This is a genomic window from Leucobacter sp. L43 (assembly GCF_016597785.1).
GTDB lineage: Bacteria > Actinomycetota > Actinomycetes > Actinomycetales > Microbacteriaceae > Leucobacter > Leucobacter alluvii.
Genome location: NZ_JAENJG010000003.1, coordinates 40,274 through 58,490 on the forward strand (window position 1 = coordinate 40,274; position 18,217 = coordinate 58,490).

The 18,217-nt window shown below is 69.4% G+C and carries 7 protein-coding genes and 1 tRNA gene; 6 read left to right on the plus strand and 2 right to left on the minus strand.

All coding sequences use genetic code 11. The annotated features are described in order from the left end of the window. Positions 1-219 precede the first annotated feature (219 nt). Positions 220-12,123, plus strand: coding sequence for an isopeptide-forming domain-containing fimbrial protein (locus JE033_RS12250; protein ID WP_200331997.1), 11,904 nt, complete (start codon positions 220-222; stop codon positions 12,121-12,123). Here the strand turns inward: JE033_RS12250 and JE033_RS12255 are convergent. Further along, entirely contained in the window at positions 12,120-12,500 is a 381-nt protein-coding gene (locus JE033_RS12255; RefSeq protein WP_090152888.1) for an RNA-binding S4 domain-containing protein, read from the minus strand. The genes JE033_RS12250 and JE033_RS12255 overlap by 4 nt on opposite strands. Before the next feature lie 52 nt (positions 12,501-12,552). Here JE033_RS12255 and JE033_RS12260 point away from each other — a divergent pair, with 52 nt between their 5' ends. The 4 genes from JE033_RS12260 (at position 12,553) to JE033_RS12275 (ending at position 16,384) form a co-directional block, all read left to right on the plus strand. Beyond that, positions 12,553-13,176, plus strand: a complete 624-nt coding sequence (locus JE033_RS12260; protein WP_090152886.1) for a YigZ family protein — start codon at positions 12,553-12,555, stop codon at positions 13,174-13,176. Positions 13,177-13,470: 294 nt separating this feature from the next. Next, positions 13,471-14,640 carry a DNA polymerase III subunit delta' gene (locus JE033_RS12265; protein WP_200331999.1) on the plus strand — a complete coding sequence of 390 codons (1,170 nt, stop codon included), beginning with the start codon at positions 13,471-13,473 and terminating at the stop codon, positions 14,638-14,640. Continuing rightward, positions 14,637-16,238: an alpha/beta hydrolase gene (locus JE033_RS12270; protein WP_200332001.1), complete on the plus strand. Its 1,602-nt coding sequence runs from the start codon at positions 14,637-14,639 to the stop codon at positions 16,236-16,238. The genes JE033_RS12265 and JE033_RS12270 overlap by 4 nt, the downstream gene beginning before the upstream one ends. 71 nt (positions 16,239-16,309) lie before the next feature. Next, positions 16,310-16,384: transfer RNA gene (locus tag JE033_RS12275), tRNA-Thr, on the plus strand. A 47-nt stretch (positions 16,385-16,431) separates the two neighbouring features. Here JE033_RS12275 and JE033_RS12280 read toward each other — a convergent pair. Beyond that, positions 16,432-17,040 (minus strand): SOS response-associated peptidase family protein, encoded by a 609-nt coding sequence (locus tag JE033_RS12280; RefSeq protein WP_200332003.1) that lies wholly within the window; start codon positions 17,038-17,040, stop codon positions 16,432-16,434. Positions 17,041-17,080: 40 nt separating this feature from the next. Between JE033_RS12280 and JE033_RS12285 the strand changes: the two genes are divergently transcribed. Beyond that, complete coding sequence (locus JE033_RS12285) at positions 17,081-18,208, plus strand: acyltransferase family protein (RefSeq protein ID WP_200332005.1); 1,128 nt, start codon at positions 17,081-17,083, stop codon at positions 18,206-18,208. Positions 18,209-18,217: the final 9 nt, after the last annotated feature.

The window sequence follows — 18,217 nt, forward strand, 5'->3', positions numbered from 1 at the left end:
GAACCCGCACGCGGCGTTGCAGCGCGCAGGGGTGAAAAAGGGGGTGAAGTTCTGCTGAAGTCGCTGGTTGCCGGCGCCGCAGCTGTTTAGCTTGACGAGTTTGTGGTGGGGAGCGCTCTGCGCCTGCACCACCGGTCGACGCGAACGGTGCACCGGGCGTCGAAGCGAACTTCGTTGGGGTGGCGCGCAGACGTGCGCGCAAAAAGAAAAGTGGACGACATGGTGGTAGCAATCGCGGCTCCGAAGCGGAGCCGTATCCGTTCACTCATCGCAGGCATCGCAGCAGGCGCGGTGGTCGCGGGATCCCTCGTCGCCGTCGGCATCGGCGCCCAGCAGGCTGCTGCCGCCGAGTGGGCTCCCGAAGTGTCGGTCGCGAGCACTGGGTCGGGAGAGAAGAACTTCATCCTCGCCGGTGAGGACGCCGCGTTCACGGTCGAGATCTCGAACGCCGACGGCGGCAAGCAGTTCAATCTCGGTGTCTCGGCGCTGCTGCCCGAGTCGGTCTCGTTCGTCGACGGTGCGGGATCGCAGCGGCCGTCGAAGGTGTACGGCCCGCTCGAGGTGCTGCCGAACGCATCGCGCACCGGCACCGCGACGGCGGAGAGCTGCGCGGCAAGCGGCCTGATTCCCGCCTCGACGCTCGACCCTGCGGGTCCGGCGAATCGCTGCGCGGTGCCCGCGGGTCAGCAGCTGTGGGTGTGGGCGAACATCGACGATCTGCCGCAGGGCGGCACGGTCGCGCTCAACGTGAAGGTGCGCCCCGACGCGGGGGCGTACCCCGTCGGCAGCACCATCAACTTCAACGCGACCGCGTACACGAGCACGGACCCGTCGCGTCTGCCGACGTTCGACGGCTCCGAGAGCAAGGCGAAGACCACCGACCACACGTCGAACCCGGGTATCGACGAGAAATTCGCGCAGCCCGACGTGCGCGCACTGCGCGTCACGAAGTCGGAGCCGAGCCCCGAACGGGAGCTGCTGCGCGGAGTGCACGACCACCCGACCGTGTACACGATCAAGGTCGAGAACACGGGGCAGGCCGCCACCGAAGGTGTGACGGTCACCGATTACCTGCCAGCCGGCCTCGAGTATCTCGGGATCGCCGGTGGTGACAACTCCGCTGCGGGTGCGGGGGAGTACTCCGTCGACGGGCAGCCCCGTCGCATTCCAGCTCAGAGCCCGCTCGCCGCTCCCGCCTCAGAGCGCGTGGAGACCGTGCAGCTGTCGGCAGCCGAGGCCACCGCTCTCGGGCTCGCAGGGGCCGGCGTCTACACGAAGATCACCTGGGACCTGAACGACCTCGCCGGTGGAACCGCGCAGTCCTTCCCCGACGCGCCCGCGACCTCCGGGTCGATCGAGCTGAAGTACTACGCGGCGGTGCCGCTGTTCGAGAATGCGATGTGGACGGGCGATGCGCCGGACCCCGCGACCGGCGTGCAGGGGGCGAACCTCGACAACAACACCGGTGCGTCCACGCGACACGGCAGCGAGGACGCCGCAGACCCGGCCAATGCGAAGGCGCTGACCAACGCGGCCGTCGCAACGGGAGCCTTCACCGGCCCGGTCTTCAACGATGACGCGGCGCTGCGCACCACCTCCGACTCCGACACGGAGAGCGTGGAAGCCGTCGACCTGCACGTGATCAAGAGCGTGGAAGAAGACGCCTTCACGACCGGGGCCCTCGCCGACTACGCATTGCAGGTGCGTGCGAGCGAGTACGTCGATGCGCAGAACGTCCGGCTCACCGACGTGATTCCGAACGGCCTCTGCCCGGCCTTCCCAGCCCAGTCCCAGCAGCCGCAGCTCACGATCAAGACAGGCGACACGGTACAGAGCTACAGCGACGCCGCCGAGTGGAGCGAAGACGTCGTGCCGAGTTCCGCGTGCGACTACCCGAACGCCGAAACGGGTGCAACGGTCGACAACGCCGCAGTGGAGTCGATCGAGTTCAACGAAGACTCGGGCCGGTTCACCGTCGTGTTCGCAATCGATTCGCTTGTCGCGAATGGCACTGCCGACGTGCGCTACACGCTCATGCAGCGTCCCAACTACACGGGGGCGCAGGGCAGCACGAGCTCGGGCGACCGGCTCACCAACCGGGTGTCGATCACGGGGACCACTTCTCCCATCGCCGACATCGCCGCCGATCCGGCGCTGCTGGAGCGCGTCGGCGATGAGCGGTATCCGCTCGACGACTCGCAGGCGACCATTTCGTCGCACTTCACCGGCATCGAGAAGGAGGTGCTGGAGCGCGGACGGTCGCTCGAGGCGAGCGTGTCCGATCCGGCCGCCTGGGAGAAGCAGGCGTCGACGCCGTTCTCCCCGGGGGACCACGTCTGGTATCGCATTCAGGTGCCCTTCACCGAGGGAATCGACACCCGCAATCCCGTGCTCGAGGACTACCTGCCGCCGGGCGTCGACTTCGTGCAGGCGAAGTACGCCTACACCGGCGTGCTCGGCTCGGCAGACGAGACGACGCCGCGGGATCGCTCCGACAGCGGATTCCCGCAGGCGTACATTCCGGAGCCGAGCGTCGACGGATCGCATGTCTCCTGGGACCTGGGCGAGCAGCGCGGCGACTTCCGCTTCATGCCGCTCGACAGCTCCCTGACGGTCTACCTCGAGGGCGTTGTGACCGCGCAGTCGGCTTCGGCCGACGACGTCGACAACCCGGCGAACCATGCGAAGTACCAGCAGGTGAACGTCGACGGCGAGCTCACCTTCCGGCGCTCCGACGCCACGATTGATCTCGACTGGGGCGCGACGCTGCAGAAGGGCATCAAGACCAACACCCATGCGAACGGCAGCTCGAACCGGGCGTTCGGCGAGGGGGGCACCGACGAGACCGTCGCGCAGGGCGACTCGGTGACGTACCGCATCGACGTCACGACGCCGCAGAACACCACCAACGGCTACGTGATCTGGGATGTGCTGCCGGAGGGCGTGACCGCCGCAGACGTGGCGGGCGGCGGCTTCACCGCGAGCCTCTACGACGGCGGCGCGCAGTCCGCGAATGAGACCGCGCTCGATCCGAGCGATTTCACGGCGACGGCAGTCGATACAGTGCCGAGCGATGGGCCGCAGCTCAGCTCCGAGTACGCCGGCCGATCCGTCGTCATCTGGAACATCTCGAGCGACGTACCCGGCTCATCTGCCGCGACCGACACGAGCGCCGCGATCACGCGCGGGCTCACCCTCGGGTACACGCTGAACGTTCCCGATGGCTCCGGTGGCGCAGCCGCGCAGCTCACGCAGAGTTACGAGAACACAGCGGGGATCGTCAGCTACGACATTCCGCACCCCGGCTCGTCGGCTGAACCGACCACGGTCGTGCCCCAGCAGGAGGGCGGCGGTCAGCTGCTGACCACCCGCACGCCGAGCGCGGACGAGGTCGGCTTCGGCGACGAGAACACCAGGGACTCCGCAGAGATCCACCTGCCCGATGCGAGTGTGGCGAAGCGACTCGTCTCCACGCAGGTCGCGCCGAGCGGCACCGAGGTCGCCGACGCCGACAACGCCGCCGGCGCCGTCGTGCAGGGCGAGTACGCAACGTTCGAGTACTCCGTGACGATTCCGGCGAACTCGACGGTCTCGAACGCGAGCCTCGCCGACCGCGGCACGCTTCTGAACACCGCGGGCCGGCCCGTCGAAACGAGCTACGTCGGTGGCAGCGCGAAGTTCTTCGCGCCGGGCAACGCTTCGGCGAACGCTGACGTGTGCGGCGCGGGCGCGCTCACCGGGTTCACCTGCTCCGACGCCGCGTCGGGGGCGCTCGAGTTCCCCGCGACCTACACGAACCGCACGAGCAGCGATCAGGTGTTCCGCGCGCAGGCCACGTACTGGGTGGGCGACGCCGCGCCCGGTGCGCTGCAGAACCGCGCCACGTTCTCCTTCGACAACCCGGCAGGCGGGGCGCAGCTCGCGAAGCGCGTCGACGCTCCGGTGCAGTTCATCGAACCGAAGCTCGCCGTGACCAAGTCCGCGAGCCAGACGGTCGGCGTCAACGTCCGCGAGCCCGTCACTTTCACCATCGTGGTCTCCAACGGCGCCTCGGCTCCGAAGAGCTACGACAACGTCGTCATCGACGAGCTGCCCGCGGGCCTCAAGGTCGTTCCGACGTCGTTCACGGTCAACGGCGCATCCGTTGCGTCGTCGTCGGTCGCCGCGGCGCCCGGTGCCCTCGACGGCACCGGCGGCACGATCGTCTGGGATGCGGCGAGCATCTCCGAGCTCAGCGAGATTCCGGGCTCCGTGACGCTCACGTACCAGGCGCAGCTCGACCCGCAGGCCGGGGCCGGTCAGGCCTACACGAACACGGTCGAGGTGCAGGGGCACACGCTGCCCGCCGCCATCGATGTCGACTACGAGCGCGGCGGCCAGCTCACGACGTCGAGCGAGGCGACCGTCACGGCCGACACCGCTGGCATCACGAAGCAGGTGCGGGTCAAGGGATCCGGATCGGCCTTCGACCGCGTTGCGAGCGCCCCGATCGGCGCGACCGCCGAGTACGAGGTGCGCGTCGAGCTGAAGCCGTACGTCAACTACTACGACGTGCGCATCGATGACATCGGGCTCAACACGAGCCAGGCGATCTCGAACGCGTCGGTGACGCTCGAGACCGGCCCTGCTGCCGACGACGTGACCGCGGACTGGTCGGTCGCCGCGACCGCCGGCGACACGCGCACCTGGACGTACACGGCAAACGGGGGTGCGATCGCGAGCAGCAATCAGGCTCGAGTGATCGTGCTGCGCTACGAGGCCCTCATCACGAAGGATCTCGTCACCAACGCGCAGATCGGCAACACGGCGAACTTCAAGTGGAAGTCGAGCACCGCGCAGAACGCGGTGTTCCAGACGCTCGAGAGCGACGCGGACGTGAATATCCTGCGCCCCCAGCTCACCGTCGCGAAGGGTGTGAAGCGCACGGGCGCCACGGGCGCGTACACGGGCACCGCGAACGGCCAGGTCGACCAGCGCTTCACCTACGAGGTGCGCGCGGTCAATGGCACCGGAGCCAACCGCAGCGACGCGTTCAACGCGGTCATCACGGATCAGGTTCCGGCCGGCATCGTCGTCGACGAGACGACCTTCAAGATCGGCGGCGCTGAGGCCCCCGCCGGTGCCGTCACGAAGAGCGGCAGCACGATCACCTGGAGCATTCCGGGCCCGGTCGCACCGGGCGCCACCGTGGCGCTCACCTACGAAGCGATCTTCGCACCGTCAGCGACCCTGACCGCGGGCGGCAAGCGCAACACCGCAGGCATCAGCGGGTACGACTCGTTCCCCACGAACGGCGAGCGCTTCACCTCGACGCAGACCGCGCAGGCGACGGTGACTCCGCTCCTTCCCCGCGTCACGCTGACGAAGGCCGCTGCTGTCTCCTCGAAGACCGCGTACGCCGGCGAGCCGTTCGAGTGGGTGCTCACGGCGACGAACGCGGCGAACGGCGGTGCCGCCCAGAAGGTGGTGCTGACCGACACGCTTCCGGCGAACTGGGCCTTCACCGAGACCCAGAGCATCACGGTCGCCGGCACTGCGGTCGCAGCGACGCAGCCCTCAGGCGGTGCTTCGGGCCCGCTCGCGTGGACCTTCGGCAGCGACTCGGTCGAGGCATCCACGCCGGTCGTGCTGCAGCCAGGCCAGAGCATCACCATCCGCTACACGGCGACGCCGAAGAATCCCGATGCGATCACGGCACCGGGAGTCGGCACGAGCAAGCCGCACACGAACACGCTGAGCGCCGTGACCACTGACCGCCGCAACGCGGCCGGAAGCGCTTCGGGCAGCTACACGGGCGCCAACGCGACCGACAGCGCCTTCCTCGGCGATGCCGATCTCATCGTCGAGAAGCAGCCGATCGGCGGCGTGACGAACTCGGGCGCGCAGTCGACGAACCTCCACGGTCTCGCAACCGGCACCTGGGTGCCCGGGCAGCAGGTCGTCGCGAATCGCTACGCTCAGCCGCAGTGGCAGGTGACGGTGAAGAATCAGGGACCGGACGCCAGCTTCGGCCCGTTCGAGTTCACGGATACCACCGTGCAACCCGCCGGAGTGTCGACCGGTGCGTTCTCGGCGCGATACTACGCCAGCGCGAATGACGCCTCGGGAACGCCCCTGGTGCTGACCCAGCGCGGTGACGGCACGGCGTCGGTCGGCCTGTCGACGACGAGCCTGAAGGCCGACGGCAGTGACCGCATCGTGCTCACGGCGAACGTCGCGTCGAATGACGCAGCGACTGCGTCGGCTGAGCAGCTGACGAACACCGCCAACGTGATCGGCCGCACCTTCGAGTCCGAGAATCGCAAGGGCGACAACACATCGACTGCGCAGCAGACGCTGACGCCGATCGCCGATCTCGCGATCCGGAAGGATGTCGTCAATACGGCCACGCCGGTTGTCGGTTCCGGGATCACCTGGGCCATCACCGTGCGCAATCTCGGCCCGTCGGTCTCGGTCGCGACCGAGGGCGAGCCGATCACCATCTCGGATACGGTGCCAGCCGGCGTGACCGGAGTCACCGCACCGAGCAACACTGACTGGAAGGCGACGCTCGCCGACGGCAGCGCGATTCCCGAGGACGGCGTCGACGCGGGTACGGAGATCGTCTGGACCTATCAGGGCGCGTCGATGCCGTTCGGCTCGACCGCTCAGGTGACGCTGTCGGGCACGATCCTGACCTCGCAGACCGGTGAGCTGCTGAACACGGCGACGGTCAGTCCCGGTGCGACGGCGGAGCCCGCCGACGGCACTGGCAACAACACCGGAGCGGTCAGGGTCACACCCGACGACAGCACCGCGCTCGGGGTGACCAAGACGCGCGTCGTCAACGACGAGGGCACCTGGCGCCCGGCGACGGCGGATGAGCCGTTCGTGCCCGGTACGCCGGTGAGCTACCGCGTCGATGTCGCCAACACCGGGCCGGCTGATGCTCGCTCGGTCAGCGTGGTCGACACGCGCCCGGCAGGCGTGAGCTACGCGAGCCACGTCGGGCTCGACGCCACCGTCTGGAGCGACAGCCATACGGCTGCCACCGACACTTTCACGCTGCAGAGCGCTCAGGCCCCGCAGACGACGCGCTCGTTCGTGGTGACGTACACCTCGGCGCCGTCGGTGCTGAACACCATCAGCAACACGGTCGTCGCCTCAGCGGACAACTCGACCAACGAGCCGGAGGCGACGGACAGCACGGGATCGAGCCGGCGCGCGGATGTGTCGATCGAGAAGTCGCACACGGCACCGGCAGCCGGTGCGGCCGCTCAGGCGGGCGCCTCGGTGACGTACCAGCTGGTCGTCACCAACGAGGGCCCGAGCGACTCGGACGCCCCGATCACCGTCACCGATACGCTCCCCGACGGGTTCGCCTACCGTGCGGGCAGCGCCACGGTCGCGGTCAACGGTGCGGCTGCGGCCGCGCTCGAGCCGACTTCGGCAGGCAGCGTGCTCACCTGGGCCGACGCCACAGCCGGCGCCGATCTGCCCCTGGGCGCTACCTCGGTGATCACGTTCATCGCGCACGTCGACGCCGACCTCGCGCCGCAGACCGCGGTGCTGAACTCCGCCGATGTCTCGGCGCCGAACGACACGGATCCCGAGAACAACCACGCCGAAGATCTCGTCGACATCGAGCGGTCAGCGTCGATGACCGTGGAGAAGACCGCTGACAGCGCGACCTTCGTCGCGGGCGGCGAGGCGACGTACACGCTGCAGGTCACGAACGCCGGGCCGTCAGCGGCTCCGGCCCGGATCGCCGACGCACTGCCCGCAGGGCTGACGCTCGTGGAGATCTCGGGCACCGGCTGGGACTGCGACGCCTCCGTCGCGGGTGCGCAGAGCGCGACGTGCGAGTACGCCGAGAACGACGGACTCCTTCCGGTCGGCACCAGCACCCTGCAGGTGACGGCGGCAATCGCACCCACGGTCTCTGCGGGCACCGAGTTGGAGAACACCGCGACGCTCACCTGGAGCGACAGCGCCGGCACGCGCACCGATGGCGACGAGGCCACCATCACGGTCGTCGCCGAAGCCGACCTCGGCATCGCGAAGGATGTGATCGACGCTCCCGCTGGTGACGTCGTCGCAGACGGCACCGTGCTCGCCGGCGAATCGGTCCGGTACCGCCTGCAGGTGCGCAACTACGGCCCGAGCGATGCGGTGGGCCCGGTGGTCGTCACCGACACCCTGCCGCTCGGCGTCACCGTTCCGGCATCGCTGACCTCGGTCGGGCCGTGGAGCGTCAGCGCAACCGACGCCGACACCGGGACGCCGCAGGTGGTCACGTTCACCCTGGCGAGCGGTCTCCTGGCAGCCACGGCATCGGACGAGGATCGCGGCATCGCTCCCGTCATCGAGTTCGAGGCGCAGTTCGCGCCGACCCTCGCTGCAGGCACGCTCACGAACCGTGCAGCGGTCGCGTCGGAGACACCCGAGCCCGCGGTGGATCCGCACCCCAACGAGGATGCAGCCGATGTCGCGGTCTCCCGTTCGGCGGAGGTCGACGTCGACAAGCGGCACGTCGCGACCGATCCAGACGCCTTCGAGATCGGCGATACCGTGACGTTCACCTTCGACGCGCGCAACAGCGGGCCGTCGTCGTCGACCGCCCTCACCGTGACCGATACGTTGCCCGCCGGGCTCAGCTACGTCGACGGCAGCGCCAGCGGCGACGGCTGGAGCGTGACGCGCGCGACGGTCAACGATGATGGCACGACCACCGTCGTCGCTCAGCATGCGGGAACGGTGCTTCCAGGCGATTCGGCTCCGCAGCTGCGCCTGTCGGCGCTCGTCACCGTCGATATCGGCACCCGGACGTCAGTGACGAACGAGGCGTGTGCGGCATCTCCTGAGACGCAGGCCGATGGCGCTTCGACGTCTGCCGCAGCTCTCTGCGACGACGATACGATCACGGTCGTGCCGCTGGCCGACCTCGAGGTCGCGAAGACGCTCGATGAGCTCGCCACCCCGATGGCGAGCATCACCGCAGGAGAGCCGATCACCTGGAAGCTCGCACCGCGCAATGCCGGACCCTCGGTCTCGGTGAGCCAGGAGGACGCGCCGATCACGGTCACCGACACGCTGCCCGAGGGCATCCACGGCGTCGCCGACCCGTCGACCGAGCTCTGGGCGGCAGCTGTGGAGCGCGGCGGCAGTGCCGCCGAGTTCCCGGCCCGCGCCGGCGATATCATCACGTGGACGTTCACGGGCGATGAGTATCCGGTCGGCTCCGGCGACGAGTTCGACGGGAGTGCCTTCGACATCTCGCTCACCGGCGTGATCGACGCGGCCTGGACGAGCGGCGCGATCGAGAACATCGCGCAGGTCGTCCCCGGAGCCACGCGCGATCCCCGCGATTCCAACAACGAGAGCGCCGTGACCGCGGCACCCGGCGACGCGACGTCGCTGCGCATCGCCAAGACCCGCGTGGTGCTGGTCGACGGCGAGTGGGTCGACGCAGCAGCGCAGGATCCGATCCCGACGTTCCTGCCGGGCGATGACGTGAGCTACCGCGTCACCGTCGTCAACGATGGTCCCGCCGATGCGCGCGAGATCAGCGTGGTCGACGAGGCCCCGACCGGATTGCGGTACGACTCGCACGAGTCCGAGGGGTCCGCTCAGTGGTCCCGCGGCTCCGGTGGCGTGTCGAGCACGGGCACGAGCGACGACTGGGACACCTTCTCGCTCTCGGGCACCCAGCAGGCGGGCTCGGCGAACGCGCGATCCTTCGTCGTGACCTACACGACCGACCCCGCGATGCCGAACGGCGAATCGTTCGTGAACACCGTGGAAGTGGGGGCCGTGAACTGGAGGAATGCGGAGGGCGATCCCTCGTACGCCGATGACACGGAAGGCGTCGACTCGACGCGGAGCGCCGACCTCCAGATCGAGAAGTCGCACACCGCTCCAGCTGGAAATACGGCTGCGATCGCGGGCCAGACCGCCGAGTACCGCCTGCTCGTCACCAATCACGGCCCCAGCATCTCCGATGCGCCCGTCGCGGTGACCGACGAGTTGCCGACCGGCTTCAGCTACATCACCGGTTCGGGGTCGATCTCGGTGGGCGGTGCCGCAGCGGTGGCGCTCGAGCCGACGGTGACGGGCTCCTCGCTCACCTGGGCCGACGCGACCTCCGGGGTCGTGCTCGCGCCGGGGGACACCGCGGCGGTGACGTTCGCGGTGTCGATCGATGCCGACCTCGCACCCGCGGAGGGCGTCGAGAACGTCGCCCTCGTCGAGGGGCCGAATGACAACAACCCCCTCAACGACCGAGACGTCGATCTCATCGAAGTGACCGGCTCGTCCGATCTCGAACTGTCGAAGCGGGTCACGACGGCGCCGGAGAACATCACGGCGGGCGCCGAGGTGACGTGGAGTCTCGAGCCCCGCAACCTCGGGCCCTCGACGGCGCGCGGCACGGACGCGCAGCCCATCACGGTCACCGACACCATTCCGGAGGGCGTCTCCGCACTCGCGCAAGACCCCTCGACCGAGCTGTGGCGCGCGAGTGTCTCGAATGCGGGCGGATGGAGTTCTGCGACGGCGGGTGACACGATCACCTGGACCTATACCGGTGCCGCCCTCCTGGTGGGGGCCGAGCCCGACATCTCGCTGACCGGTGTGGTCGACGCCGCATGGACGGGTGGGGAGATCGTCAACACGGCCGAGGTGCAGCCAGGAGTCACGACGGATCCGGATCCCCAGAACAACTCGGACGATGCCTCCATCACTCCCGGCGACCGCACGGCCCTGACGCTGTGGAAGACGCGCGTCGTGCAGTCCGACGGCGAATGGGTGCCGGCGACCTCGCTCGCTCCCGTGCCGCAGGTCGTACCTGGCACCGATGTGTCGTACCGCATCACGGTGCGCAACGATGGTCCCGCCGATGCGCGCGACGTGCACGTGGTCGATCAGGCACCCGCCGGTCTCACGTACACCGCGTTCGCGAGCGAGTCTGGCGACTGGGATCGCGCCTCAGGCGGGGTCGACGCCGATGGTGCGATGCACGAGAGCTGGGACACCTTCGCGCTCTCTGGCACGCAGCAGGTCGGCCCGGAGCATGTGCGCTCCTTCGTCGTCACCTACGGCACGGATCCGGCGCTCGACGTGAGCGAGCCGCTCGTGAACGTCGCCGAGGCGTCAGCGGCGAACGCGATCAACCGCCCGCCCGCCGTGGACGCGAGCGATGAGCAGGCGAGCGCCGATCTCTCGATCGTGAAGACGAGCGAGCAGGATCGCGTGAACGCCGGCGGCGTCGTCGACTACCGGCTGCTCATCACGAACGAGGGCCCGAGCATCGCCCGCGGCCCGATCACGGTCACCGATGCGCTGCCGATCGGCATGACGTACGTCGAGGGGAGCGCGCGCATGTCGCTGGTCGGTGGTGCTTCCGCAGCACTCGACCCCTCGGTCTCCGCCGGTTCGGGCGGTGACCGGCTCACCTGGACACCGGTCACGGACGGCGACGATCTTGCCGTGGGCGCCACGGTCGAGATCGTGCTGCAGGCCGCGGTCGCGGAGACCGTGGTCTCGACCGATGGGTTGACGAACGTCGCATCCGTCGAGGCCGCAGACGACGAGAACCCGGTGAACGACGTGTCGAGCGCCGCAGTGGTGGTGGATCCGGTCGCGACGCTCGTGACCGAGAAGCTCGCCGTCGGAACCTTCACGGTCGGGCAGCTCGGCGAATACCGCATCGCAGTCGAGAACCAGGGACCGACCCTGGATCCCGGCCCGATCACCGTGACCGACGCACTGCCCGACGGGTTGCGCTTCGCCTCCTCGCCCGACGACGGCGTGGAGGTCGCGGGATCGACCGTCACCTGGACGCTGCCGCAGGGGCTCGCGGTCGGTGAACGGGCGGAGTTCACGCTCGTCGTGCACGTCGATCAGGCGGCGTACCCGTCGGTGACGAACACGGTGACGGTGACGACGCCGACGAGCCAGACCGAGCACGCGCAGCTCGAGAGTTCGGCCACGGTCTCGGTGGGAGCCGGCGCCGGACTTCCCACGACAGGGGCCGATGCCGCGGCGTTCGCCGCACTGGCGGCGCTGCTCCTGCTGCTCACCGGGGCGGGAGCGCTGCTGATCGTGCGACGACGACGTGAGGCGGAAGCGGTGGCGGCGGGCTAGCCCTCGCCGTCGCGGCCCCGCAGCCGGTCGATGTCGCGCCGTTCGCGCTTCGTCGGCCGGCCGGCGCCGCGATCGCGCACGATCTCAGCCGGCCGCTCCACTCGGGGGAGCGGAGGCGGCGTGAGGTCTTCGAAGTGCTTCGCCGCCTCATCAGCGCTTCCGCGGCGCACCGGGAGGCCGGTGACGCGGTAGACCTTGTCGAAACCGTGCTGACGCACGCGCACCTCGTCTCCGAGCCGCACCGCCTGCGACGCCTTCGCTGTCGCGCCGTTCACCCGGACGTGGCCGGCGCGGCACGCAGTCGTGGCCTGGCTCCGAGTCTTCGCGAGGCGCACCCCCCAGACCCACGTGTCTACCCGTACGCTTTCACCGCCCATAGACTCGATGGTACTCGGGCCGGGAGCGAGGCCCCTGGTCGGAGCGAGGGCGATGGAATACGAGACGATCGCGGCCCCGGTGGACGCCGAGCAGGAGATCTCCCGCTCACGATTTCTCGTGCGGCTCGAGCGCGTGGAGGACGAGCACGCGGCGCGCGCGGTGATCGCCCGCGTGCGCGCAGAGCACCCGCGCGCACGGCACCACTGCTCCGCGTTCGTGCTCGGGCCGGACGGGCGGGTGCAGCGCTCGAACGACGACGGCGAGCCGAGCGGCACAGCTGGAGCCCCGATGCTCGATGCCCTGGTATCGGCCGGGCTCAGCGACGTGGTAGCCGTGGTCACGCGGTACTTCGGCGGCGTGCTGCTCGGCGCCGGAGGGCTGACGCGCGCCTACCGGTCGAGTGTCGCGATCGCGACGCAGCGGGCGCGCCGGCAACGACGGGCGATGCGGCGATCCGTCACCGTGAGCTGCGCGTACGACATCGCGCCGCAGATCGAGGCCGAGGCGCGTCGCCGGGGATGGGCGGTGGGAGCAGCGGAGTACACGGATCGGGTGCTGCAGCGAATCTCCGTCGCCGAGGAGGAGGTCGCCGTGCTGGCATCGCTCGCCGCGGAACTCAGCGCGGGAGCGGCTGCAGTGGAAGCGGGAACCGCCGAGTACGTCGATCTCCGCTGAGCGGGCACGAAAAAGCCCCCGAAATCCTGGGGGACAGGTTCGGGGGCGTGTCTCCCGTGCCATATGGGGAAACACGGCTCGGGAGCGTGGTCTGAACTCGGGGGAACGAATCTTCAACCACTGAAGAGCATATGCCCGGGGTGCGGTCTTCGGGAGGGCCCGACGCACTATTCACCCGCGGTTTCACCCTCGGCCGGGACGCGGGCGGTGCGGGTGCGGGACGGGTCGAGCGATTCGCATCGCCGAGGGGAGGTCACCCATCGCGGTGTCGGCGGGGCGCGATACGATTCCGGGGTGGAGTACTGGGCGGAGATCGTGGGTCAACCGGAGGCGGTGCGCACCCTCGACGCCGCCGCAGCCCTCGATACGACGCCGTCGCACGCGTGGCTCATCACGGGTCCCCCGGGTTCCGGTCGCTCGAATCTCGCGTTCCGCTTCGCCGCGGCCCTGATCGCGCGCGGGCAGGATCGCGACGCGGTCTTCGCCCAGGTGCGCGCCCGCACGCACCCCGATCTCGGCGTCCTCACGACGCAGAAGCTCCTCATCGACATCAAGGCCGCACGCGATATCGTCACGACGGCCCACTACTCCCCGGCTGCAGGCCGATACCGGGTCATCGTGATCGAAGACGCGGACCGGATGCCGGAGCGCACATCCAATGTGCTGCTGAAGGCACTCGAGGAGCCGCCCGAGCGCACCGTTTGGATTCTCTGCGCGCCGAGCGAAGCCGACCTGCTCCCCACGATTCGCTCCCGCGCCCGATCGCTGCGCCTCGTGACGCCTGGCGCCGCCGACATCGCGCGACTGCTGCACGAGCGCGATGGCATCGATGCCCGAGTCGCGGAACGGGCGGCGCGGCTCGCGCAGAGCCACATCGGCATGGCCCGACGACTCGCCAGCGACGCGGACGCGCTGGCGCGCCGAGAGCGCACGATCGACGTCGCCCTCAGCGTTCAGACGCTGGGGGACGGCATGCGCGCCGCGGCGACGCTCGTGAAGATCGCAGAGGCCGACGCTGCCGCGCTCACCGAGAAGCTGGACCAGCGCGAGCGCGAAGACGCGTTGCGCAGCCTCGGCCTCCCCGCCGGGGCGGCGATCCCCCCGCAGATGCGCAGCCAGATCCGCGCGCTCGAAGAGGACCAGAAGCGCCGCGCGACGCGAAGCCTGCGCGACGGCATCGATCGGATCCTCACCGATCTGCTCTCGCTCTTCAGAGACGTGCTGCTCACCGCACTGCGCGCATCACCGGAGCTGATCAACCTCGAACGCGAGCCGGCGATCGCCGAACTCGCCGACCGATGGGGCGCGGAGCGCGCGCTCGCCGTCGTCGCCGCAGTGGAGGTCGCTCGGGAGCGCCTCGGGCGCGGCATCACGCCCGGGTTGGTGCTCGAAGCCCTCTTCGCCACCCAGAGCACCGCCGACATGCTCGTGCTCGGGGCGTCGGAGAACGGAGCGCTTCGATGAACCGCCCGTTGCGTCGCTTCGCGAATGATCGTGAGCGCGACTCGCGCTCGACCCGCGCCCGTCGCGTCCTCGGATTCGCCGCACTCGCCACCGTCGCGGCCCTCACCGTCACCGGCTGCGCACCGATCGCCGCACTCCTGCAGCAGGCGACGGCACCGGAGCCCGAGCTCCCCGCCCTCCCCGACGGCACCGTGGCCGGCTTCGGCGCGCAGCAACCCGAATGGGTCGGGTGCGAGGACGGCCTCGAATGCGCCGTCGTGCACGCCCCGCTCGATTGGAATCAGCCGTCGGGGGAGACCATTGTGCTCCGGCTCGTGAAACAGGAGGCGCTCGGGGGTGAAGCCGCCGGCACGCTCTTCGTGAACCCCGGCGGCCCCGGCGCCTCGGGCGTCGACTACCTCTCGGGCGGCGCCGACGGCGCCGTGCAGCCCGACGTGCAAGAGGCCTACGACGTCGTGGCGTGGGACCCGCGAGGGGTGGGGGCCTCGTCGCCGGTGACCTGTCTCGACGACGCCGGAATGGACGAGTACCTCTTCGGCGTCGACCCAGCCGAGGCCGACCTCGACGTCGGCAGCGACGCATGGATGGAGGCGGCGCTCGCGCACGAGCAGGCCTTCGGGGATGCCTGCCTCCAAGAGACCGGAGACCTGCTGGCGCACGTGAGCACGGCGGAGACCGTGCAAGACCTCGACATGCTGCGCGCGATCGTCGGCGATCCGAAGCTCAACTACCTGGGGTACTCCTACGGCACCTACATCGGTGCGCGCTACGCGGACGCCTATCCCGAGCGTGCGGGCCGCCTGGTGCTCGACGGTGCGATCGACCCCGCGGCCAGCCTCTCCGACGTCGTGCGCGAGCAGACACGCGGCTTCGAGACGGCGCTGCGCACCTACGTCGCCGATTGCATCTCGCGGCAGGACTGCCCCTTGAACGGACCCGTCGACGTGGGCATGGCGCAGATCAGCGCACTGCTCGACCAGGTGGACGCGAAACCCCTGACCGGGTCTGACGGCCGCTCCTTCACGGCATCGACGATGCTCACCGCGATCATCACTCCGCTCTACGCGCAGAGCAACTGGGGCTACCTCGACGAGCTCTTCTCGTCGGTGGCGCAGGGGGATCCAGACATCGGGCTCACGCTCGCAGACTTCTACTACGACCGGGAGAACGGGACGTATCGGAGCAACTCCACCGAGGCCTTCACTGCGATCAACTGCCTCGACTACCCGGCCGGAGACGTCGACCGCGATCAGATGCGCGCCGACGCCGCCGAGCTCGCCGAGATCGCGCCGACGATCGGACGGTTCCAAGGCTACGGCGACCTCGCCTGCGCGGCGTGGCCCGAGCAGCCGGCGGCGGAGCGCGGGTCCGTCACGGGCGCCGGCGCCGATCCGATTCTCGTCGTCGGAACCACCGGGGACCCCGCAACGCCGTATCGCTGGGCCGAGTCGCTCGCGGAGCAGCTCGAGAGCGGCGTGCTCGTGACCTACAACGGCGAGGGGCACACCGCCTACGGCGAGAGCGCCTGCATCAACGGCGTGATCGACGAGTACCTCCTCACCGGGGCGGTGCCGACCTCCGACCCGCAGTGCTCGTGAGCGACGTGTGCGAACCGGGTGCCAGAACGTGCTAAAGTGATCTCTCGTGTGCGAGAGCGTTCTCGCACTCCGCCGACTTAGCTCAGGGGTAGAGCAGTTCCCTCGTAAAGAACAGGTCTCGGGTTCAAATCCCGAAGTCGGCTCCACAAGGCCCTCGCTCCGGCGGGGGCCTTCTGCGTGGGTCGCCGGCGCGTCATCGCCTCGTCAGCTCGCGCGAGATCCCGTCCGAAGCGTGCTGCACCTCTGAGACGAGTGCCGCGTCTCCCGGGCGCTCAGGATCCAGCCACTCGTCGTGCATCTCGCGGGGCAGCACGAGCGGCATGCGCGGCCAGACCTCCGCGGCCTCACCCACGGCGTCCCGCGTCACCATCGAATAGCTGATGAGCTCCGAGCCGTCTTCGAGCGTGACCGTCGACGTCAGTGCGGCGATCCCGAACGCCTCGTCACTCGGAAGACGGAAGCGCCCCTGTTTCTCGACGTACCAGGTCGCCGGCAGTATCGCACGGTGCTGAAACGGGCGCTTCCACGAACGCAGCAGCCGATCGTCGCGAGAGTTGAACGCCGAGAACTTCACGGGACCGCTCGCATCGAGCCAGAGCCACCACCAGGCGAGCTGCACGTGGCGCACGCCCGACGCATCGGCGGTGATCACCGGATTCAGGTTGCGCGCGTTCTTGCCGGTGATCTTCGCGTTGCCCGACCGCTGCTCCAGCCACGCATCGATGAGCGCTGCACTGCCCGTTTCGCTGAGCGGCTCGAGATCGAGTGGGAGCGAGCCGCCGAGGCCGTAAGAAGCGCACATGCGGTCAGAATACGCCGGGCGGCGTCGCTAGGCTACAGAAATGAGTTCTCCGGCGACGGCATCGGCGGCCCGACAGGCGGGGGCGCCCCGCGTCGCCTTCTGGGACAACGCCCGCTTCGCGCTCATCGCGCTCGTCGTCGTCGGCCATACGATCTCCACCGTTCGTCACGAAACGGCCCTCGCCTACGGCGTCTACACCTACCTCTACCTGTTCCACATGCCCGCGTTGATCCTGCTGAGCGGCTACTTCTCTCGCGCGAACGCCTCGTCGAAGACGATCCGCGCGACGGTGCAGCTCATCGTGGTCTGGGTGCTCTGGGAAGGGATCTGGGCGGTGATCGGATTCGCCGTCGTCGAGGAGACACCAGCCGAATCGTTCCTGATCTCGCCGTCGTGGACGCTCTGGTACCTCGTCAGCATCGTCACGATGCGGATCATGCTGCCGTACCTCGCCCAGCTGCGTCGCCCGCTGGTCGTGTCGGTCGCGATCGCGCTCGTCGGCGGTGTGATCCCGGTGATCGGCACCGAATTCTCTGCGGCCCGCACGCTCACGTTCCTCCCGTTCTTCGTCCTCGGCTGGCTCGCGAGAACCCGGGGATGGCTGAACGGCCAGTGGTTCGCGCTGCCCCACCGGTGGGTGCGCACCGTGTCGTGGGGCATCCTGGCGCTCGTCGCCGCGATCCTCATCGCAGTGCCCGGCCTGCGGTCGTGGTGGCGCGTCGATGATTGGCTGACCTGGCGCGACGGCTACGGCGCGCGCTTCTCCGAAGCGCCGATCGGTGATTGGGCGCCGCACCACTGGCTCGAAACCTCACTGGGGGGAGTCGCCGTCACCGCGGCGCTGTTCGTGATCGCGGCAGCGATGACGTTCGCGGTCCTCGGGGTGACCCCGCGTCGCCGGCTCGTCATCACCGACTGGGGCGCGCGCACCCTCTCCGTCTACCTCCTGCACGGGCCCATCGTCTGGGCGCTGCGCCAGACCGGGGTGATCGATACGATCGGCGGCCTCGGCGCGTCCGGCGTCGTGATCCTGATCGCCGGAGCCGTTTCGCTCGCGGCGGTGCTCGCTCTCGCGCCCGTCGAACGCGCCTTCCGCTGGATACTGACGCCGAATGTCGACTGGCTGTTCGGGAGCGCGCGTCAAGACGCTGATCGCGGCGGTCCCTGACGCCGCAGC